Origin of the sequence: Streptomyces sp. NBC_00038, from assembly GCF_026343635.1 — a bacterium.
Lineage (GTDB): Bacteria > Actinomycetota > Actinomycetes > Streptomycetales > Streptomycetaceae > Streptomyces.
On sequence record NZ_JAPELQ010000001.1, the window covers coordinates 2,941,603 to 2,961,456 of the forward strand.

Consider the following 19,854-nt stretch of genomic DNA (forward strand, 5'->3'; position numbering starts at 1 on the left):
CATAAGCCCTCAAGTGGCACCCCAACAGGCCCTACAACAGCTCCCGCAGCCGCCCCGCCAGCAGATCCCAGCGCCACCTCTCCTCGACCCACTCCCGCCCCCGCTCCCCCATCCGGCGCCGCAGCTCGGAGTCGCCGAGCAGGGTGGTGACACGGTCGGCGGCCTCCTCAGGCGAACCGCCCCGGACGACCCAGCCCGTCTCGCCGTCGAGGACGGCGTCCGGCGCGCCCCCGGAGTCGCCGGCGACAACCGGCAGCCCCGTCGCGGACGCCTCCAGATAGACGATGCCGAGCCCCTCCACATCGAGCCCGCCGCGCCGCGTACGGCAGGGCATCGCGAAGACGTCCCCCGCGCCGTAGTGGGCGGGGAGCTCCGACCAGGGCACCGCGCCGGTGAAACGGACGGAGTCGGAGACACCGGTCTCGTGCGCGAGCCCCCGAAGCTGCTTCTCGTACGGCCCGCCGCCGACGATCAGCAGCACTGCTTCCGGCTCCTTGGCCAGGATCCGTGGCATCGCGAGGATGAGGGTGTCCTGCCCCTTGCGCGGGACGAGCCGCGAGACGCAGACGACGACGGGGCGGTCGGTGAGCCCGAGCCGGGCGCGGACCTCGTCGCCGCCCGAGCCGGGGTGGAAGGTCTTCTCGTCGACGCCGGGCGGCAGTTGGACCATGCGCGAGGCCGCGTCCGGGGTGAGCGCGGCGGCGATCCGGGAGCGCGTGTACTCCCCGAGGTAGGTGATGGTGTCCGTGGACTCGCCGATCCGGCGCAACAGCCCACGTGCCGCAGGCAGTTGGGCCCAGCCGGCCTCGTGCCCGTGGGTGGTCGCCACGAGCCGCCGCGCGCCGGCCCGGCGCAGGGCAGGCGCCATCAGGCCGAGCGGGGCCGCCGCCCCGAACCACACCGACGTACAGCCGTGTTCCCGCAGCAGTCCGACGGCGCGCCGGGTGGCCGCGGGTGTGGGCAGCAGCATCGTCGTGCGGTCCCGTACGACGGTGAAGGGCTGCTCGGCGTCGAAGGCGGCCGTGGCCTCGGCGCCCTCGCGGCCGCGCTTCCAGGTGGAGGCGTAGACGACGATCTGCTCGGGGTCCAGACGCAGCGCCATGTTGTGCAGGAAGGCCTGGATGCCGCCCGGCCTGGGCGGGAAGTCGTTCGTCACGATCAGGGTCTTGTGCATCGTGTTCGACACTAGCGAACCTATACTCACAGCTCCGCACGGCCGCGCTTGATGGCTTCCGCACAGCACCGCGCGCCATCATGACCCCGCCAAAACATATCCACGGAGCACTCGCCGGAACGTGCGAGATCCGGACGAACAAGGGCCAGGTGCGAATGACGGGCGCAAGGGGGGCGAGGTTCCCGTACGCGATGCCGGCAACCTGGGGCCTGACCAGGCTGGTACTGCTGCTCTTCGTCTTCAGGGTCTTCGTCTTCCCGGGCCCGGACGTCACGAGCGACGTCTCGGTGATCTACCAGGGCTGGTACGAGGTCCTGCGCACCGGCACCTTCCCGCTGGACGACGTCACCTGGCAGTACCCGCCGGCCGCCGCCCTGCCGATCCTCTCCCCCGGGCTGCTGCCCTTCCTCGACTACGCGTCGGCCTTCTTCGTGCTGGCCTTCCTCGCGGACCTCGTGGTGTTCGGACTCCTCCAGTACGCGGGCCTGCGCTCCGGCAAGTCGCTGCGCGGCGCCTGGGTGTGGGTGATCGGCGTACCGCTGCTCGGGCCGACCGTGTACGCGCGGTACGACGTGATGGTGACGGCCGTCGCGGTGGCGGCGCTGCTCGCCGGAGCGCGCCATCCGCGGGTGATGGGGGCGCTCGTGGGCTTCGGGGCGATGCTGAAGGTGTGGCCTGTGCTGCTGCTCGTCGGGGCCGTCAAGCGCCGTGCGTGGGCCGCGGCGGCGGTCTCCGCCGCGGGGATCGCGGTGCTGTTCTCGGTGTCGATGCCGGGCGCCTTCGCCTTCCTCACCTTCCAGCGCGACCGGGGCACCGAGGTGGAGTCGCTCGGCTCCCTCGTCTTCCATGTGGCCCGGCAGTACGGCTGGGACGGGCAGGTGCTGCTCAACTACGGTTCCGTGGAGTTCCTCGGCGACGGCGTCGACCTGGTGAGCACGGTGGCGCTGGTGCTCACCGCGGTCTCCTTCGGCTGGCTGCTGCTGTGGCGGCTGTGCGCGAAACGGTTCCTGGCGAACACGCTCGCCGACGCCGCGTTCGTGGCGGTGCTGATGTTCACGACCACGAGCCGGGTGATCAGCCCGCAGTACATGGTGTGGCTGGTCGGACTCGCCGCCGTCTGTCTGTGCTTCCGGGGCAGCCGGATGGGTCTGCCGGTCGGCCTGGTGCTGATCGCCTCGTTCGTGACGGTCCTGGAGTTCCCGGTCTGGTTCTCGCACGTCGTGGTCAGCGACGGTCTCGGCGTCACCCTCCTCTTCGTCCGCAACGGCCTCCTCGTGATCGCCACCGTGACCGCCGCCGTGCTGCTCTGGCGCGACACGGTCTCCGAGCCCTCCCTGGCGCTCCCCGCTCAGGCGGCCCGCACCAAGGAGACCTCGGCGTCCTGACGCCCCGCCCACACCCGGAGTACGGCGCACTGCACCGTCATGGACAGCGCCAGGGCGAGGCAGATCCCGGGCAGCCCCAGCCCCGACAAGGCGTAGGCGAGCGGGAGTTGGACCACCGTCCCGAGCAGCGTCACCCGTAGCAGCAGCGGCGCTCCCCCGCTCCCCTCGAAGACCCCGCCGAGCGCGATGAAGCAGGCCAGCAGGACCAGGTAGGGCCCGACGCAGCACAGGAAGAGCACCCCCTGGTGCGCGACCTCGGGTCCGGCACCGAAGGCCGCCATGATCCAGGGCGCGAGGACACCGAGCAGGACCGCCGCGAGCAGTCCGACCGCCCCCGAGACGAGTACGGCCTGCCGTCCGACGGCACCGCGTTCGTCGCGGCCCGCGCCCCGCAGGTGCGCCGTGTGGATCGAAGCGGCCTGCCGGACCGAGTAGAACGCCATGGTCGCGACGTACATGACCTTGTACGCGATGGAGTAGGCGGCCACCGCCGTCACCCCGAGCCGGGCCACGATCGCGACCAGGACGAGCGCCCCGCCCTGCCGCACGGTGAAGTCGGCGGACATCGGCAGCCCGGTCGTCAGGGTGCGCCGGAGTGCGGCTCCGGTGGCCTCCGAAGGCGGGGAGCCCGCCGACTCGCGCAGCAGCCCGTTGCGGCGCAGGGCGCGCACCCCGGCCGCCAGGGCCACGCAGCGGCACAGCACGGTCGACACGGCGGCGCCCTGGACGCCGTACGCCTGGATGAGCAGCGGGTCGAGTCCGAGGATCAGGCCGTTGGCGAGGAGGGCCAGGCGCATCGGGGTGCGGGTGTCGCCGGTGCCCTTCAGGATGCCGTCGACGAGGTTCTGGGCGAAGAAGACGGCGATGCCCGGCAGGGAGATCGCGAAGTACCCGACGGCGAGGGACAGGGCGCGTCCGTCGCCGCCGAGGACGAGCCGGGCCAGCGGCTCCCGCAGCAGGTATCCGCCCACGGCGACCACCGGCGTCACCACCGCGAACAGCGCCCAGCCCCCGCGGACGGCCGCCCGGACCGCCCCCGGGTCCCGGGCGCCTCGGGCGTGCGCGACCAGGACGGTCGTACCGGAGGCGAAGACCAGGGCGACGCCGAGCAGCACGTTCTCGGCGTTGGTCGCGACGGCGACGGCGGCCACCGCGTCGCCGCCGAGCCGGGAGACCCAGACGGTGTTGATGATCCCGGCGGCGACGGAGGCGAGCAGGGAGAGGTAGACGGGGTGGGCGAGCGCGATGAGCTGCTTGCGATGGGCGTTCACACGGACTCCCTCGATGCGAGATACCTCGTTTAGAGGTAGCTCGATAAGAGGTAGCATGCCAAGGGCGAGACGCGCAATCGTCAACATCGGCCGCATCGTCCACGAGGAGTCGCCGCATGCTGGAGCTGTCGATCCTGGGCTTCCTGTCCGAAGAGCCCCTGCACGGCTACGAGTTGAAGGAGCGGATCAAAGCGCTGAGCGGCCATGTCCGCCCGGTCAGCGACGGCGCCCTCTACCCGGCGATCACCCGCCTGATCACCGCGGGCAAGCTGGACCAGCACGCGGAGCCGGGCAGCAGCGCGGCCCCCCGCCGCATCCTGTCGCTCACCGACCGGGGCCGCGAGGACCTCCTGGAGCGGCTGCGCCACCCCAAGCAGACGGAGATCACCGACCAGGTCCGCTTCAACACGCTGCTGGCGTTCCTGCGCCACCTCCCCGACCCCCGCGAGCAGGCCGCGGTGCTGCGCCGCCGCAAGGAGTTCCTGGACACGCCCGCGAGCTTCTTCTACCGGGACGGCCAACCCGTACGGGCGGAGGAGACCGACGACCTCTTCCGGCAGGGCATGCTCCGGGTGGCGCGGGCGACGGGCGAGGCGGAGCGCAAGTGGCTGGCGGAGGCCATCACACAGCTGGAGGGCTGAATCGGCCGAGCCTCAGCCGAGCTGCGCCCGCAGATAGTCCCGCCACAGCTCCGTGAACTCCTCCGGCGTCGTACCCAGCACATCCCGCAGCGCGTCCTCGACCGCCCCCGACCGCTTCTCGTGCTCACCCACGGCCCGGTAGAAGTCGTTGAGGCGGACCTCGCCCCAGCGGTCGGCGATCAGCCGGCAGGCCATCCAGCCGCCCTCGTACGCCTGCGCCAGCTTCCCCGCGTCCCCGGAGAACCCGAAGTCCGCGTCCTTCGGCAGCGCGGCCGGGACGTGCCCGTCCACGACGGCGCGCTCCAGCTCCGGCGCGACCTGTGCGGCGGTGCGCCCGCTGCCGAGGTAGCCGACCCAGTCCGCGTAGCCCTCGGAGAGCCACAGCGGGGTGGCGGCGGTGGTGTGGGTGCGGGTGGCGACATGCGTGGTCTCGTGGGTGAGGACGACCTGCTTGCCGAAGTCGCCGAGGACGCCGTACGCGTCGGGGTTGACGATGATCCGGTCCGCGGGCGCCTTCGCCGAGGCACCCGCCTCGCCGGTGGTGACCGCCGCGATGCCCTGATATCCGGACGCCTCGGCGCCCAGCAGCCCCGCCATGCCCTCCAGCGACTTCGGTACGAGCACGACGACATGGGCCGACCAGTCGGTGCCCCACGCCTGGGACACGGCGGGCACGGCACGGTCCGCGATGTCCGCGTAGTCGCGCAGCCGCTCGTCCGACTGCCCGACCCCCATCACGAGGCTGTGCTCACCCCGCAGGACCGTCACCGCCCCCTGCTCCCACAACTGCTCGCTCGCGTCCTTGGCGGGCTCGTCCGAGACGACGTACCACTTTCCGTCGCTGCGGGTCAGGCCCAGGTCGCGGGCGGCCGTCACGGGCGCCTTGTCGTAGCCCTCGACCCGGTAGCTCAGCTCGGCGTCGGCGGTGGCCCGGTCGCCGGAGCGGTGGAAGCCGGTCACGCGGTACGACCAGGCCGCCAGCGGGACGTCGCGGAGATTCCCGAACTCGGCGACGGAGGTGGCCGATTGCCCGGTGGCCCGGTACGCCGGCTCGTCCCGGTCCAGGACGGCCGCCGCCCGCCGGTCCAGCACCCGCTGCACCTCGGCCTGCGCGGTGTCCGAGGCGGTGGTGCCGCCGCAGCCCACCAGCACGGCGAGCAACAGCACCAGGGAGAGCCCCGCTCGCGACGCGCGCCTTCGACCAGCCACGTTCCCGATCGTACGGTGAGTTCGCGCGGGGTCAGACCCTGGTGACCGAGGAGACCGGCATCATGCCCACCGGGTCGTAGCGGACGGGCGCGCCCGGGTAGGGCGCGTGGATCACCTGCCCGTTGCCCATGTACATCGCGATGTGGCTGGCGTCGTCGCGGTAGGCGACCAGGTCGCCGGGCTGTGCCTGGGCGAGCGGCACCTGCCGTCCGGCGTTCCGCTGGGCCTGTGAGGTGCGCGGCAGACCGACCCCGGCCTGCCCGTACGACCACTGCATGAGGCCCGAACAGTCGAAGCCGCCTGGCCCGTTGGAGCCCCACACGTACGGACGGCCGAGCGCGGAGCGGGCCGCGGCGACGGCGGCGGCCGCACGCCCCGAGGCGGGGACCGCGCCCCCGAAGTCGGGCATGTCGGAGCGCCCGGAGCGGGACGCCCGGTCGTAGGCGTCGCGCAGGGAGTCCGGCAGTGCGTTGAGCAGCTGCCGCGCCCTGGTCAGCTTCTGCTCGACGGTGCGCTTGTGCTGGGCGACGGCCTTGCGGCTCTTCTCCAGCTCGGCGAGCTTGCCGGTGGCCTCCTCGCGCCGCTGGGCGAGGTCGCGCATGGCGGACTGGAGGTCCTTGAGTTCGCCGGCCTGGTGGGCGTTGATCCGGTCGAGCACGGCGGCCTTGTCGAGGTAGTCGTCGGGGTCGTCGGAGAACAGCAGCGCGAGGGACGGGTCGATGCCGCCCGAGCGGTACTGAGCCCCGGCGAGCGAACCGAGCGCGTCCCGCATGGTGTTGATGCGTTCCTGCTGCCGGGCGATCTCGTCCTGGGCGTCGCTCACCTGCTCGCGCAGCGAGTCGGCGCGCTCGTCGGCCTGGTTGTACTCCTCGGTGGCCTTCTCGGCCTGCTCGTACAGGCGGTCCACCTCGGCCCGGGTGTCGTCCTGCGGCGCTCCGGCGGCCGGTACGGCGCCGAGGGCCGCGGCGGCGGCGGACATCACGCAGACGGCGAAACCGGCGGCGCCGACGCCCCGGTCGAAGCCGGACTGTGCCAAGCGGCGATGGGACCCCACGAGTAGCCGCTCTCCCTTCCGCTGACGCTCCCCCGGAGTTGGGGGAAACGCGGCAGACAGTAGCCGTGCGACTACGCACCGGCCAAAGACCCCGGCGGGCACACAACGTGACACCCCGCCGGAGACGCAGGTCACCGACGGGGTGTGGGGTCAGCTCGAGTCACCGCGATTCGCCCGTTTGGGCGGCGTGGCGACAGGCTCCTGGGAGCGGGTGCGTCAGATGCGGACGCCGAACTGGAAGGGCATGTTGCCTATCGACTCGTAGCGCACGACCGTGCCGGAGCGCGGGGCGTGCAGCACCTGGCCGTTGCCCGCGTAGAAACCGACGTGGTGCTGGTCGCTGTAGAAGATGACCAGGTCGCCGACCTGGAGATCGCTCTGCGAGTAGATCCGGGTACCGGCGCTGGCCTGCGCCTGCGAGGTACGGGGGATGGCGATACCGGCCTGGGCGAAGGCCCAGGAGGTCAGACCCGAGCAGTCGAACGAGGAGGGGCCGGAGGCGCCGTAGACGTACGGCGAGCCGAGCTTGGACTGCGCGGCGGCGTACGCGGAGGAGGCACGGCCCGAGGCGGGAGCGCCGGCCCCGGCTGCGGCGGCCTGGGCGGCGGTGCTGGCCTGCGCTTCCTTCGCATCGAGGGCCGCCTGCTCCGCGGCCGTCAGGGTGTTGAGGAGCTTGTTCGCCTCGGCGAGCTTGGCCTGAACTTCCTTCTTGTTCTTGGCGAGCTCGGTCCGGGTGTCGGCGAGGTCCTTGAGCTTCTCGGAGGCTTCCTCGCGCTGCTGGGCGAGCGAACGCTGCTTCTCCTGGACCTTCTTCAACGTCTCGACCTGCTGATTGCTCAGCTGGTCCATCGTGGACGCCTTGTCGAGGTAGTCGTCCGGGTCCGCGGAGAGGAACAGCTGCACGGAGGGGTCGATGGCGCCGGTGCGGTACTGGGCGGTGGCCATCGAACCGAGGCCGTCGCGCAGGTCGTTGAGCTCCTCCTGGCCGCGGGCCACGTTGTCCTGGAGCGTGTCGATCTGCTTCTGGAGCTTGTCCTGCTTCTCCGTGGCGCCGTTGAGCTTCTCGGAGGCCTGCTCGGCCTCCTCCTGAAGCTTGTCGACCTTGGTCTTGACCTCGTCGACGCTCGGCTTCTCGCTCGGCGCGGCGTTGGCGGCGTTCGCGCTGAGGACCACGGCGGCTGCCGCGGCGGTGGTGAGCACGGTCACACGGGTGCGGCTCGGCTGCTTGGGACGACGGTGGGACGCCACGAAGGCGAGCTCCTTCTTCCTCCAGCCGCCTGCCGATTGCTCCGACGGGCGGGGCCCCCTCCACCGTCACTCCCAATGAGTGATCACCCGAGCGGAGGTTCGAGGCCTGACCCTAGTGACCTTCTTGTGATCAGTTCAAATCCTGATGGGAAAAATCTCGGTCACCGAGCGCATTCTTTGCACACAACTCACATGCAGTAATGCCCATTTGACAGTACGTTGCGTGAAGGTTTCGCCAATCCGGGCATCACGCCCAGACGTTACGCATGGTGCGTAGGTTGCCTTTGGGGCGTACGCCGCATCCGGCCGAACGCGTCGGCCCACGCGGGCTAACCGTGCGAGAAGCGCTTGAGGAGCACCACGGACGCCACCGGCCGCGCACCCGCCTTGGCGATCCCGTCGGCCACCTCACGGTCGGTGGAGACGACGATGACCGGCCGCCCCGGCGGCTCGGCGCGCACCAGCTGGCGGATCAACTCGTCCGCCGTGACACCGGGCTTGGAGAACAGCACCCGCACCCCGCGCGGCGGCGCGAGCAGCACCGGCGCGGCCAGCTCGGCCCCGTCGAAGACACACGTCACCTCGGCGCCGGTCTGCGCGGCGAGCTGCGAGAGCTGCCCGAGCAGCCGGAGCCGCTGCTTCTCCAACGGCATCTGCGGATAGCCGGTCTTGGTGACGTTGTAGCCGTCGACGACCAGATGCGCCTGCGGCAGCGCGAGCAGCTGGTCGAGGATCGCGGGGTCGTTTTCGGACAGCGCGCGGGCGGCGATGTCCTTCGGCGTCATCCGCCCCGGTTCGACCGCGTCGACGGTCTCGGCGGGCCGCACGGAGACGGGCGGCAGCGCGAGCTCCCGCCGCAGCCCCTGCGTGGCCTCGAGCACCGTGTCGAGCAGCAGCCGTACGCGCATGTCCTCGACGCTGCGACCCTCGCGCGCCGCCCTCCGTGTCGCCTCCAGGGCCGCCTCGGCCTCCCCGAGCCGCGCCTTGAGCCGCCGGGCCTCGCTCTCGGCCGCGGACAGCTGGGCCTGCCCCTCCGCCCGCGCGGTGTCCGTCTCGGCCTGGAGCTTGCGCACGGCCGCCTCGCCGCGCTTGACGTCACTGAGGGCGCCGCGCAGCTTGCGGTGAAGCGATTCGGCTTCCTTCTTCGCCGACTCCAGCTCCGTACGCAGCCGTTCGGTCTCCGCCTTCGTATGGCCGCGGGCCTCCGCGAGCTCCTGGCGCAGCCGCTCCAGCTCGGCCCGGCTCTCCTCGTCGGCGCGCTCGGCGTCCGCCCGCAGGGCCTCCTCGCCCGCGGCGGCCACCAGCTTCACCCAACCCGCGGGGCGCAGCACATAGGCCGCGGCCGCCACGTCCAGCGGATCCGCGGCCGGGGGCGGCGCGCCCGAGTCGAGGGCGCCGGTCAGCTCCGACTGCGCCTCTCTCAGTTTTTCGGCGATACGCTGCCTGAAGAGTGGGTCCGTCTCCAGCGCGGAGGCCATCGCGTTACCGGCGAACTTGGCCCGCCGGTTCGGCGCGAACCGCGCGAACTGCCGCAGCTGCGTGGGCAGTTCGCCGATGGTCAGCCCGCCGAAGCCGTCGGAGACGATCTGCACGACCCGCCGGCGCACGCCGTCGGGCAGCGGACGGTCGAGCACCTCGGCGGCGCCGTCGTCCGGCTCCCCGCCTGTGGTCTCCACCATCCGTCACCCCAATATCAGTGGGGCCCGCTCCCTCAGGAGCCGGCACCCGGCCTGTCCACGAGTTCCACCTGATCCAACGCGTTGCACCAGCGACAGCGCACCGACTCGATGGTCTCACTGACCACCTCGCGCTCCTCGACCTTGGGTTCCCCGGCGAGGTCGAGGTGCACATATTCGACGACCTTCGACGAGCGGGTCACGTCGAACCTCGTGAGGTTGCCGCAGAGCGTGCAGCGCCACCGGGTCTCGGCAGTCGGGAGGGGAACCGTCATGTGGTGTCGCTTTCCTTTTCCTTCTGGTGTCCGTACCGCACCAGTCTCCCTGGTGCGTATGGCTCGTAACCCTAAGGCCTGGCGGGTACTCGACGCTCGGCCGTCCACTGCGGCGAGGCGGTCTGTGCACATCCGTCCGGTTACGCCATGCTCTGCACCATGATCGGCAACTGGAGTACGACGGTCGGCAGGACGGTGCGGGTTCGGTCGGCGCCGGTGACGTACGGGCTGATCGTCCTGTGCTGCCTGATCTTCGTGATCGGCCCGGCTTCGGGACTCAATCCGGTGTACGGCACCGGGGACGAGCTGCTGGCCGCCCAGCGGGCCTACTTCCGCCGCTGGGGCGTGGTGCCCTCCGAACTGTTCACCGGGGACGCGCGCGCGGCGCTCACTCCCGCCACGGCCCTTTTCATCCACGGCGGCTGGCTCCACCTCCTCGGCAACATGCTCTTCTTCTACGTCTTCGGGGCGATGACCGAGGAACGCATGGGGCACGTCGAGTTCGCCCTCTTCTATCTGGGCTGCGGCTATCTCGCCCTGCTGGGCTACGCGGCCGCCAACGCCGAGTCCCAGCAGACCCTGGTCGGCGCCTCCGGGGCGATCTCCGCGGTGCTCGGCGCGTTCCTGTACCTGTTCCCCAAGGCCCGGGTGACCAGTCTCTTCCCGTTCCTCTTCTTCCTGCCGCTGCGCTTCCCCGCCTGGGTGGTGCTGCCCTTCTGGGTGACCCTGCAATGGCTGGCGGCGGGCCGCGTCTCGGCCGGCCCCGGGGTCGCCTATCTGGCCCACCTGGTGGGCTTCTCGCTGGGCTTCGTCTACGCGTGGGTGCGCTTCGGCCGTACGGCTAGAGTGAAAACCCCAGCCGCGGCCCCCGAGGGAGAAAACCAGCCGTGATCACCGCGATCGTGCTCATCAAGACCAGCGTCGACCGGATCCCCGAGATCGCGGAATCGATCGCCGCCCTCGACAGCGTCAGCGAGGTCTTCTCCGTCACCGGTACGTACGACCTGATCGCCATGGTCCGCGTGAAGGCCCACGACGACCTCGCCGACGTCATCCCCGGCATGATCAGCAAGATCCCGGGCGTCGAGGGCACGGACACCCACGTCGCGTTCCGCACGTACTCCCAGCACGACCTGGAGGCGGCGTTCGCGATCGGTCTGGACGGCTGAGAGCCGGTCCCGGTCAGGCGCTGACGTCCACGGCGGCGATTCCGCCCCCGGAGGGCACGTAGAGGCGCTTGCCGCTCAGCACCGGGCTGTGCTGGTCCTGCCCGGTCGACTTGCCGAGCGCCTCGCTCCACAGCGGCTTGCCGTCCAGGCCCAGGGCGCACAGGACGAGCCCGCTTCGCACATAGATACGGTCTCCGGCCACCACCGGTCCCGGCAGCCAGTCCCCGCCGATCTCGTACGTCCACGCGGTGGAGCCGTCGGCCGCCTTGATCGCCTCGACGGTGCCCTGCCCGGTGATGATCGCGAGCGACCGGTTCCCGGCGACCATCGACCCGGCGCTGTCCGCAGACAGGGCCCACAGCTCCTTGCCGTCCAGGCCGAAGGCGTGCCGGTTCGCCTCTCCGCCCGACTCGGCGACAAGGGTCTCGCCGACCAGCGCGGGCGGGCCGATGTCGAGGCCCGTGGCGACCGCCCAGACCTCGGTGCCGTCGGCGGCGTTCAGGGCCACCAGTTTGTCGCCGAAGGTGCCGGTGTAGATCACGTCGCCCGCCACCAGGGGGGTGCCGTTCGGACCGGCGGGCGTAGTAGTGCTCCACAGCACGGTGCCGTCGGCGGCGTAGCAGCGCAGCCCTCCCGCGTCGGTGTCGCCGGTGGCCACCACGACGCCCGCACCCGCGAGGACGGGCGGTTCGTAGCCGTTCTCGCCGAGGGTGCTGGTCCACTTGAGCTTGCCCGCCGCGTCCACCGCGCACAGCCGGCGCCGCACCCTCTCCTGGTCCCAGACGACGCAGAAGATCCCGTCCGGGGTGACGACGGGCGTCGACACCTCCTCGCCGAGCGCGAGCGCCCAGCTCCGCCCGCCGGCACGGGACAGCGCGTGCAGCTTCCCGTTCGCGTCCCCGAGGTAGACGACCTCGCCGTCCGGCGACACGGCGACGCAGGGTCCGTACATGCCGCCGAGCCCGGCAGCGTCGTACTGCCAGGCAAGGGCGGCGGGATTGTCCACGCCCGCCGCGGATGCGGTGTCGGGGGACTCCGGGGACCCCACTCCTTGTGTTCCGCTCTCCTGCCCGGGCCTCCGCAGCCACAGCCACCAGCCGGCTCCCCCGGCGGCGGCGACCACCGTCCCGCTCGCGGCAGCCGTCAACAGCCGCCTCCGCGAAGGCCGTTCGGGTGCCGGTGCGATGTCCGGCGCCGAAGCACCCGCGACCGTCACCGGGGCGACGTACTCGACGCGGCTCTCTCCCTCGCCCGACTCGCGCTCCGGAAGCCACCGTTCGTCCCCCGCGGCCGTCGCCGGTGCGGGGGTCAGCCACCCCGGCCGCAGCCCCGCCCGCAGGGAGGCCGCCGTGTGTCCGGCGGCCGTGACCACTTCCTCCGGGGTGGGCCTCTCCCCGGGCTCCTCCCGCAGACAGGCCTCGACCAGCGGAAGCAATCGCGCCGGGACCCCTGAGAGATCGAAGTCCCGCGTCATGATGCGCAGCAGGATCACCGAGTCCTGGCCCTCCCCGAAGGGCTCGCGGCCACTCGACGCGTACGCCAGTACGGCGCCCAGTGCGAAGACGTCACTCGGCGGTCCCACCTCGGAGCCGTTGCGGATCTGCTCGGGCGAGACGTATCCGACCGAGCCGACCATGGTGCCGGTGCGGGTCATAGCCGTCGCCTCCAGCGCCCGTACGATCCCGAAGTCGATGACCCGCGGGCCGTCCGGCGCCAGCAGGATGTTGGAGGGCTTGAGGTCGCGGTGCACCATGCCCTTGGCGTGGATCGCGGCGAGGGCCTCGCCCAGCGCGGCCGCGAAGGTGAGCACCGCGTCCTCGGGCAGCGGCCCGCCGTCGAGGACCGCGTCGCGCAGGTTCGGCCCGTCGACGAACTCCGTTGCCATCCAGGGCCGTTCACCCTCGGGGTCCGCGTCGACCACCCGCGCGGTGTACGTCCCGGTCCCGCCGACGGTCTGCGCGGCCCGCACCTCCTGGCGGAACCGGGCACGGAAGGTGCGGTCCTCCGCGTGCTCGGCCCGCACCACCTTCACGGCCAGCCGGAGTCCGGCCCGTGACTCGGCGAGATAGACCTCGCCCATCCCGCCCGAGCCGAGCCGCCCGAGCACCTCGTACGGACCGATCCGCCGTGGATCCGTCTCCCGCAGCGCCTGCACTCCCCGCAACTCCCCTGTTTGCCGTACGGCCGCCGAGGGGGAGCGTATACGCCGTGCTCCTGTCAGGCGATCACACGGCCGGGACGCAACGCCCGTCCTGCGTACGGTAGTTCCACTTCGCGCCATCGCTGACGAGCTCCTTGACCGCGCGGACGAAACGCTCGACGTGCTCGTCCGGCGTGCCCGCGCCGAAGCTGACGCGGATGGCGTTGAGCGACTTCTCGCCGGGCGCGGCCTCGGGGGCGCCGCACTCGCCCTGGGTCTGGGGGTCGCTGCCGAGGAGGGTGCGCACCAGCGGGTGGGCGCAGAACAGGCCGTCGCGCACCCCGATGCCGTACTCGGCGGACAGCGCGGCCGCGAAGTGCGAGCTGTTCCAGCCCTCGACGACGAAGGAGATGACGCCGACGCGCGGGGCGTCGTCGCCGAAGAGCGAGAGGACCCGTACCTCGGGCACCTCGGCGAGACCCGCGCGGACGGTCTCGATGAGCTGCTGCTCACGGGCGACGAGCGTGTCGAAGCCGGCCTCGGTGAGCGCCTTGCAGGCGGACGCGATCGAGTACACGCCGATCACGTTCGGCGAGCCGGCCTCGTGCCGGGCGGCGCTCTCGTGCCACTCCACGTCGACGCCGCCGTCCGTACGCCGGGACACCTTGCGGCTGGCCCCGCCGCCCGCGAGGTACGGCTCGGCCTCGCGCAGCCAGTCGGAGCGGCCCGCGAGGACACCGGAGCCGAAGGGGGCGTACAGCTTGTGCCCGGAGAAGGCGACCCAGTCGACGTCGAGGTCGCGCACCGACACCGGGTGGTGCGGGGCGAGCTGCGCGGCGTCGAGGACGATGCGCGCGCCGTGCGCGTGGGCGGCCGCGGCCAGTTCGCGCACCGGCCACAGCTCACCGGTGACGTTCGAGGCGCCCGTGACGCAGACGAGGGCCGGACCCAGCGGGTCGCGGCCGGCGAGCGCGTCCTCCAGGGTCGCGACGGCCTCCTCCGGCGTACGCGGGGCGTTCAGGTAGGTCACCCGCGCGTCCCGCCACGGCAGCAGCGAGGCGTGGTGCTCGGTCTCGAAGACGAAGACCTGGCAGTCGGCCGGAAGGGCCCCGGCGAGCAGGTTGAGCGAGTCGGTGGTCGACCGGGTGAAGACGACCTGGTCGTCCTCCCGGCAGTCCAGGAACTCGCCGACGGTGGTGCGGGAGTTCTCGAAGAGGTCGGTGGAGAGCTGGGACAGGTATCCGGCTCCACGGTGCACGCTGCCGTAGTAGGGGGCGTACGCGGCCACGTCGTCCCACACGCGCTGGAGGGCCGGGGCGCTGGCGGCGTAGTCGAGAGCGGCGTACGTGACCTCGCCACCGGTGACGAGCGGGACGGTGACATCACGGCCCAGAACGGGCAGCTGGGCACAGACGGTCTGGTCGGCGGCAACGGTGGAGACGGACATGGCGAGCTCCTGTGAGAGGCAGAGGGAATCACCACGCGAGCGGGTACGGGGACGTACGGCTCAGCGCGGGAAAAAGTGAAAGGGGTGTGCGAAGAGGGGCTCTGCGCCCTATCGCATTCGCTTGCTCACAGAAGGCTCCCTCGAATGACCAGGACCCCTGGGCTCCATCCCTCAATCGAGGGCGAGGGGTCCGCGCTTGCCGTAGACCTCGCTGCCTACGGCCTGGTCTTCACCCGGAGCACCCCGCCACGGACGGAGGGTTGCTGGACAGTCGGCCGGGGCCTCATGACTGTCACTCATGACCTGCCGAAAAACCTACGCGACCCGATCACGACACCGCAACCCGTGTCCGGATCCCGGAACGCGAAAGGGGCCGGACCTCTTCGGTCCGGCCCCTCCGCATCGCGAACGCGTCGGTCGCCACAGGCGCTACGCGTTGGTGGCCGCCACCCACCGCTCCAGCGTCCGCTTGGCCGCCCCCGAGTCGATGGCCTCAGCCGCCTTCGCCATCCCTACGCGGATCTGGTCCGCGAGCGGCCCGCCGTCCGGCGACAGGGCGACCAGCGCCGCCGCCGAGTTCAGCAGTACGGCGTCCCGCACCGGGCCCGTCTCGCCGTCGAGCAGCCGGCGCGCCACGTCCGCGTTGTACGTGGAGTCCGCGCCCCGCAGCGCCTCGATCGGGACCAGGTCGATACCGACGTCCCTCGGGTCGAAGGTCTCCTCGGTGACCTTTCCGTCCCGTACGACCCACACCCGGGACGTGGACGTGATGGTCAGCTCGTCGAGCCCGTCGTCGCCGCGGAAGACCAGTGAGGAGTTGCCGCGCTCCGCGAAGACGCCTGCCACGATCGGCGCCATGCGGGGGTCCGCGACGCCGACCGCCTGCGCCTTGACCCGTGCCGGGTTCGTCAGCGGACCGAGCGCGTTGAAGACCGTACGGATGCCCAACTGCCCGCGCGCGGCGCCCACATGACGCAGCGCCGGGTGGAACTTCACCGCGAAGCAGAAGGTGATCCCGGCCTCCTCGGCCACCTCTGCCACCCGCTTGGTCGTCAGCTCCAGGTTGACCCCGAGCTTCTCGAGGACGTCGGACGCGCCGGAGGCGGAGGAGGCCGCCCGGTTGCCGTGCTTGACGACCTTCGCGCCCGTACCGGCGATGACGATCGCCGACATGGTGGAGATGTTGACGGTCTTCGCCCCGTCACCGCCCGTGCCGACGATGTCGACGGTCTCCCCCGGCACCTCGATCACGTTGGCGTGCTCGTACATCATCCGTACGAGCCCGGTGATCTCCTCGACGGTCTCTCCCTTGGCCCGCAGCGCCACCGCGAACCCGGCGATCTGCGCGTCGGTCGCCTCACCGCGCATCATCAGGTTCATCGCCCAGGCGGTGTCGTCCGCGCTCAGGTCACGGCCGTCGAGCAGGCCGTTCAGCAACGCCGGCCAGGAACGGCCCGCCGCGGTGTCGCCTCCAGCGGGGTTCACAGCGCTCATGGTCGCTCCTGGGTTCTCAGAGAGGTACGAGGGTGGACTCACCCCCGTACGTAGGGGTGAGTCCACCCTATCCAGCCCGGGAGACGGCAAAGAGCCCCGTCCATGCAATGGACGGGGCTCCAGCCGTGGCGATCAGCGAGGATCGTCGGGGAGATCAGTGGTGGCCGTGGCCGCTCGTGATCTCCTTGTACTCCTCGACGGTGGGCTTGGGGATCTGCTGGTCCTCCCCGTAGTAGCCCTTGCTGAGCTTGGCGCGCAGCTTCTGCGAGCCCTTCACCTTGCGCTCGACACCGTTCTTGTCGACCGACGGGCCGATCTGGGCCGGCTCGTACTGCTCGTGCGCCGTGAGCGTGTGCAGAGCCGCCTGGCTGAGCGGCTCGTGGATCTCGACGAACTCACCGTGCGGCAGGCGCTTGATGATGCCCGACTCGCGGCCGTGCAGCACCTTGTCCCGGTCCCGGCGCTGAAGGCCGAGACAGATCCGCTTGGTGATGACGAACGCGAGGACAGGCGCGACGAAGAACGCGATCCTTACGAACCAGGTGATCGAGTTGATCGACAGGTGGAAGTGCGTGGCCCAGAGGTCGTTTCCACCACCGATCAGCAGAACCATGTACCAGGTGATCCACGCGACACCGAAGGCCGTACGCGTCGGGACGTTGCGCGGGCGGTCCAGGATGTGGTGCTCGCGCTTGTCGCCGGTGACCCAGGACTCGATGAACGGGTAGACCGCGATCGCGACCAGGACCAGCGGGAAGATGACCAGCGGGATGAACACGCCCAGGACGAGCGTGTGGCCCCAGAGGTTGATCTCCCAGCCCGGCATGAATCGGATCAGGCCTTCGGAGAAGCCCATGTACCAGTCGGGCTGGGCGCCGGTGGACACCTGGTCCGGACGGTAGGGGCCCATGGTCCAGATCGGGTTGATCGAGGCGATCGCCGAGACGGCCGCGATGACACCGAAGACCAGGAAGAAGAAGCCTCCGGCCTTGGCCATGTAGACCGGAAGGAGCGGCATGCCGACGACGTTGTTGTTCGTCTTTCCGGGGCCCGCGAACTGCGTGTGCTTGTGGTAGAAGACCAGGATCAGGTGGGCGACCACCAGACCGAGCATGATGCCCGGCAGCAGCAGTACGTGGATCGAGTAGAAGCGGGCCACGAAGTCGCCGCCCGGGAACTCGCCGCCGAAGAGGAAGAACGAGAGGTACGTGCCCACGACCGGCACGGACAGGACCGCGCCCTCCATGAAGCGCACACCGGTGCCGGAGAGCAGGTCGTCCGGGAGCGAGTAGCCGGTGAAGCCGGTGAACATGCCCAGGACGAACAGCAGGAAGCCGAACAGCCAGTTGACCTCACGCGGCTTGCGGAACGCACCCGTGAAGAACACGCGCATCATGTGCACGAACATGCCGGCGAGGAAGATCAGCGCCGCCCAGTGGTGGATCTGCCGGATCAGCAGACCACCGCGCACATCGAAGGAGATGTGCATGGTCGAGTTGAACGCCTCCGACATCAGCTGTCCCTGCAGCGGGACATAGCTTCCGTCGTACGTCACCTCGTTCATCGACGGGTGGAAGAACAGCGTCAGATACACACCCGTGAGGATGATGATGATGAAGCTGTAGAGGCAGATCTCACCCAGCATGAACGACCAGTGGTCGGGGAAGATCTTGCGCATGTTGGTCTTGGCCAGGGAGTAGATCCCCAGCCGGCCATCCGCCCAGTCGGCGACGCGCTCGCCCGCCGGTGCCTTCTCCCGCGAGGTCGACTCGCCCGAGTCGGGGGTTTTCGTAGTGCTCATCCGCGCTCCCAGAAAGCAGGACCGACGGGCTCTTCGAAGTCGCCGAGCGCCTCGAGGTAGCCCTCAGCGTTCACACCGATGCGCAGCTGCGGCAGGGCGTGACCGGCCGGGCCGAAGATCACTCGGGCACCGTCGGAGAGGTCGAAGGTGGACTGGTGGCACGGGCAGAGGACGTGGTGCGTCTGCTGCTCGTACAGGGAGATCGGGCAACCGACGTGGGTGCAGATCTTCGAGTACGCCACGATGCCCTCGTGCGACCACTCGAGTTCCTGCTTGTCCTTGATGTTGTCCGGCTGGAGCCGGACGATCATCAGGGCCGCCTTGGCGATCTCGGTCTGGAACTCCTCGTCGTGCTCCTCCAGGCCCTCGGGCTTGGCGAAGGTGAGCGAGCCGACGACGACGTCCGAGGGACGCAGCGGCTCGTTCGTGTTCATGTTGACGAGCTGCAGACCCTTGCGCCACATGGTGTGGCGGAGGCTGGTACCCGGCAGCGGGCCGAGGTCGCGCAGCAGCATGACGCCGGAGAGCGGGAACAGGGCCAGCGCACCGAACATCGTGTTGCGGATCAGCTTGCGCCGACCGAGCGCGGACTCCTTGGCGCCGTCCTTGAAGTCGGCCATGACCTTGGCCTTGACCTCGGGCGACGCCTCGATCGGGTGACGCTCGTCGGCGATCTCCACGTCGGACATCAGGGTGCGGGCCCAGTGGACCGCGCCCGCGCCGATCGAGAACAGCGCTACGCCGAGCGTCATGCCCAGCGCGAAGTTGAGCGCGCTGACGTGCCCGATCGGGAAGATGTAGACGGCCTCGTCGGCCGGGATCGCCACGTACGAGGCGATGAAACCGACCGTGGCCACCATCGACAGCGTGAACAGGAAGGCGACCACACGCTCGGAGCGCCTCGCTGCCTGCTCGTCGATGTCCTGGACGCGGTGCTCGTGGGGCGGCAGCCCCGGGTCGGCGAACGGGTCCTTCTCGTTCGCGACCGACACGGCACCGTGTCCATGGTCGTCGGTGGCCCGCTCGGCGGGCAGGTTCTCTTCTGGAATGTCTTGGCTACTCATCACTTCTTGGCCTTTGCGGTCCGAGCGGCGACCCAGACGGCGACAGCGATCAGGGCACCGAGTCCGAAGATCCAGGCGAACAGGCCCTCGCTGACCGGCCCGAGGCCGCCCAGGCTGAGACCGCCCGGCTCCACGGTGTCGTCACCGTTGACCGCGTCGAGGTACGCGATGATGTCCTTCTTGTTCTGCTCCGACATGATCGTTTCAGGGAAGGAAGGCATGTTCTGCGGGCCGGTCTGCATGGCCTCGTAGATGTGCTTGGCGGAAACACCTTCCAGGTCCGGCGCGAACTTGCCCTCGGACAGCGCACCGCCCTTGCCGGTGAAGTTGTGGCACTGCGCGCAGTTGGTACGGAAGAGTTCGCCACCCTTGGCGATGTCCGCGCCCTCGGGGCTGACCTGGTTCTCGGTCGGCACCGTGGGACCGGCGCCCAGCGAGGCGATGTACGCCGCGAGCTGGTCGATCTCGGCCTGCGAGTAGATGACCTTCTTCTTCGGGACCTGCGCGCCCGGCTGCTGGGCCGGCATACGGCCGGTGCCGACCTGGAAGTCGACGGCGGCTGCGCCGACGCCCACCAGGCTCGGACCGTCGGAACTGCCCTGACCGCCGGTGCCGTGGCAGCTTGCGCAGCCCACGGCGTAGAGCTTCTTGCCCTCGTCGATGGCAAGGGACTGGGCGGTCTCGTCGGCCTGCGCCTGGCTCGCGGGTGCGAACGCGGCGTACAGCCCCCCGGTGGCCGCCAGCGCGAGGAGTAGGACGACGACCGCCGCCAGCGGATGGCGTCGTCGTGCGGAGAGCTTTTTCAC

The 19,854-nt window shown here is 70.6% G+C and carries 17 protein-coding genes and 1 riboswitch; of the genes, 4 read left to right on the forward strand and 13 right to left on the reverse strand.

The features are described 5' to 3' along the window. Positions 1–31: 31 nt before the first annotated feature. Positions 32–1,174 (reverse strand): glycosyltransferase family 4 protein, encoded by a 1,143-nt coding sequence (locus OG219_RS13520; RefSeq protein ID WP_266826235.1) that lies wholly within the window; start codon positions 1,172–1,174, stop codon positions 32–34. A gap of 191 nt (positions 1,175–1,365) precedes the next feature. On the opposite strand from OG219_RS13520, the gene OG219_RS13525 reads away from it, so the two are divergent. Continuing rightward, on the forward strand, positions 1,366–2,559 hold the full coding sequence (locus OG219_RS13525) for a glycosyltransferase family 87 protein (protein WP_266826237.1): 1,194 nt from the start codon (positions 1,366–1,368) through the stop codon (positions 2,557–2,559). On the opposite strand, the gene OG219_RS13530 is transcribed toward OG219_RS13525, so the two are convergent. Beyond that, on the reverse strand, positions 2,523–3,830 hold the full coding sequence (locus OG219_RS13530; RefSeq protein WP_266826239.1) for an MATE family efflux transporter: 1,308 nt from the start codon (positions 3,828–3,830) through the stop codon (positions 2,523–2,525). The two genes, OG219_RS13525 and OG219_RS13530, sit on opposite strands and share 37 nt — an antisense overlap. A 116-nt stretch (positions 3,831–3,946) precedes the next feature. Here OG219_RS13530 and OG219_RS13535 point away from each other — a divergent pair, with 116 nt between their 5' ends. Then, positions 3,947–4,471: a PadR family transcriptional regulator gene (locus OG219_RS13535; protein ID WP_266826241.1), complete on the forward strand. Its 525-nt coding sequence runs from the start codon at positions 3,947–3,949 to the stop codon at positions 4,469–4,471. A gap of 12 nt (positions 4,472–4,483) precedes the next feature. Here the strand turns inward: OG219_RS13535 and OG219_RS13540 are convergent, their stop codons facing one another. The 5 genes from OG219_RS13540 to OG219_RS13560 form a co-directional block, all read right to left on the reverse strand. Continuing rightward, the gene (locus tag OG219_RS13540; RefSeq protein WP_266826243.1) at positions 4,484–5,680 is read right to left on the reverse strand and encodes a hypothetical protein; all 1,197 of its coding nucleotides are present in this window, start codon (positions 5,678–5,680) and stop codon (positions 4,484–4,486) included. 31 nt (positions 5,681–5,711) lie between these two features. Further along, the gene (locus OG219_RS13545; RefSeq protein WP_266826244.1) at positions 5,712–6,734 is read right to left on the reverse strand and encodes an NlpC/P60 family protein; all 1,023 of its coding nucleotides are present in this window, start codon (positions 6,732–6,734) and stop codon (positions 5,712–5,714) included. A 216-nt stretch (positions 6,735–6,950) separates the two neighbouring features. After that, positions 6,951–7,982 (reverse strand): NlpC/P60 family protein, encoded by a 1,032-nt coding sequence (locus OG219_RS13550; RefSeq protein ID WP_266826246.1) that lies wholly within the window; start codon positions 7,980–7,982, stop codon positions 6,951–6,953. 329 nt (positions 7,983–8,311) lie between these two features. Next, positions 8,312–9,661, reverse strand: a complete 1,350-nt coding sequence (locus tag OG219_RS13555; protein ID WP_266826248.1) for an NYN domain-containing protein — start codon at positions 9,659–9,661, stop codon at positions 8,312–8,314. Positions 9,662–9,693: 32 nt separating this feature from the next. Continuing rightward, a complete protein-coding gene (locus OG219_RS13560; RefSeq protein WP_266465096.1) occupies positions 9,694–9,933 on the reverse strand; it encodes a hypothetical protein in 240 nt (79 codons plus the stop codon). Positions 9,934–10,092: 159 nt separating this feature from the next. On the opposite strand from OG219_RS13560, the gene OG219_RS13565 reads away from it, so the two are divergent. Next, positions 10,093–10,824, forward strand: coding sequence for a rhomboid family intramembrane serine protease (locus OG219_RS13565; RefSeq protein WP_266826250.1), 732 nt, complete (start codon positions 10,093–10,095; stop codon positions 10,822–10,824). Beyond that, positions 10,821–11,102, forward strand: coding sequence for an Lrp/AsnC family transcriptional regulator (locus OG219_RS13570; RefSeq protein ID WP_266826252.1), 282 nt, complete (start codon positions 10,821–10,823; stop codon positions 11,100–11,102). The genes OG219_RS13565 and OG219_RS13570 overlap by 4 nt, the downstream gene beginning before the upstream one ends. Before the next feature lie 13 nt (positions 11,103–11,115). Here OG219_RS13570 and OG219_RS13575 read toward each other — a convergent pair whose 3' ends face one another. The 6 genes from OG219_RS13575 to OG219_RS13600 form a co-directional block, all read right to left on the reverse strand. After that, positions 11,116–13,257, reverse strand: a complete 2,142-nt coding sequence (locus OG219_RS13575) for a PQQ-binding-like beta-propeller repeat protein (RefSeq protein WP_266826254.1) — start codon at positions 13,255–13,257, stop codon at positions 11,116–11,118. A 70-nt stretch (positions 13,258–13,327) separates the two neighbouring features. Further along, positions 13,328–14,689 (reverse strand): aminotransferase class V-fold PLP-dependent enzyme, encoded by a 1,362-nt coding sequence (locus OG219_RS13580; RefSeq protein WP_266826256.1) that lies wholly within the window; start codon positions 14,687–14,689, stop codon positions 13,328–13,330. A gap of 187 nt (positions 14,690–14,876) precedes the next feature. Beyond that, positions 14,877–14,993: riboswitch (SAM riboswitch) on the reverse strand. Positions 14,994–15,118: 125 nt separating this feature from the next. Beyond that, positions 15,119–16,183, reverse strand: coding sequence for an anthranilate phosphoribosyltransferase (trpD, locus tag OG219_RS13585; protein WP_266826258.1), 1,065 nt, complete (start codon positions 16,181–16,183; stop codon positions 15,119–15,121). 154 nt (positions 16,184–16,337) lie between these two features. After that, positions 16,338–17,984, reverse strand: a complete 1,647-nt coding sequence (locus OG219_RS13590; RefSeq protein ID WP_266826260.1) for a cytochrome bc complex cytochrome b subunit — start codon at positions 17,982–17,984, stop codon at positions 16,338–16,340. Beyond that, on the reverse strand, positions 17,981–19,048 hold the full coding sequence (locus OG219_RS13595) for a ubiquinol-cytochrome c reductase iron-sulfur subunit (protein WP_266826262.1): 1,068 nt from the start codon (positions 19,046–19,048) through the stop codon (positions 17,981–17,983). Before OG219_RS13595 ends, OG219_RS13590 begins: the two co-directional genes overlap by 4 nt. Continuing rightward, positions 19,048–19,854 carry a c-type cytochrome gene (locus OG219_RS13600; RefSeq protein WP_266826264.1) on the reverse strand — a complete coding sequence of 269 codons (807 nt, stop codon included), beginning with the start codon at positions 19,852–19,854 and terminating at the stop codon, positions 19,048–19,050. Before OG219_RS13600 ends, OG219_RS13595 begins: the two co-directional genes overlap by 1 nt.

What these genes read in the sequence shown, in the direction of transcription:
- OG219_RS13520 (WP_266826235.1), bottom strand. Translation starts at nt 1,174, where the DNA reads ATGCACAAGACCCTGATCGTGACGAACGACTTCCCGCCCAGGCCGGGC.
- OG219_RS13525 (WP_266826237.1), top strand. Translation starts at nt 1,366, where the DNA reads ATGCCGGCAACCTGGGGCCTGACCAGGCTGGTACTGCTGCTCTTCGTC.
- OG219_RS13535 (WP_266826241.1), top strand. Translation starts at nt 3,947, where the DNA reads ATGCTGGAGCTGTCGATCCTGGGCTTCCTGTCCGAAGAGCCCCTGCAC.
- OG219_RS13555 (WP_266826248.1), bottom strand. Translation starts at nt 9,661, where the DNA reads ATGGTGGAGACCACAGGCGGGGAGCCGGACGACGGCGCCGCCGAGGTG.
- OG219_RS13560 (WP_266465096.1), bottom strand. Translation starts at nt 9,933, where the DNA reads ATGACGGTTCCCCTCCCGACTGCCGAGACCCGGTGGCGCTGCACGCTC.
- OG219_RS13565 (WP_266826250.1), top strand. Translation starts at nt 10,093, where the DNA reads ATGATCGGCAACTGGAGTACGACGGTCGGCAGGACGGTGCGGGTTCGG.
- OG219_RS13580 (WP_266826256.1), bottom strand. Translation starts at nt 14,689, where the DNA reads ATGTCCGTCTCCACCGTTGCCGCCGACCAGACCGTCTGTGCCCAGCTG.
- trpD (WP_266826258.1), bottom strand. Translation starts at nt 16,183, where the DNA reads ATGAGCGCTGTGAACCCCGCTGGAGGCGACACCGCGGCGGGCCGTTCC.
- OG219_RS13590 (WP_266826260.1), bottom strand. Translation starts at nt 17,984, where the DNA reads ATGAGCACTACGAAAACCCCCGACTCGGGCGAGTCGACCTCGCGGGAG.
- OG219_RS13595 (WP_266826262.1), bottom strand. Translation starts at nt 19,048, where the DNA reads ATGAGTAGCCAAGACATTCCAGAAGAGAACCTGCCCGCCGAGCGGGCC.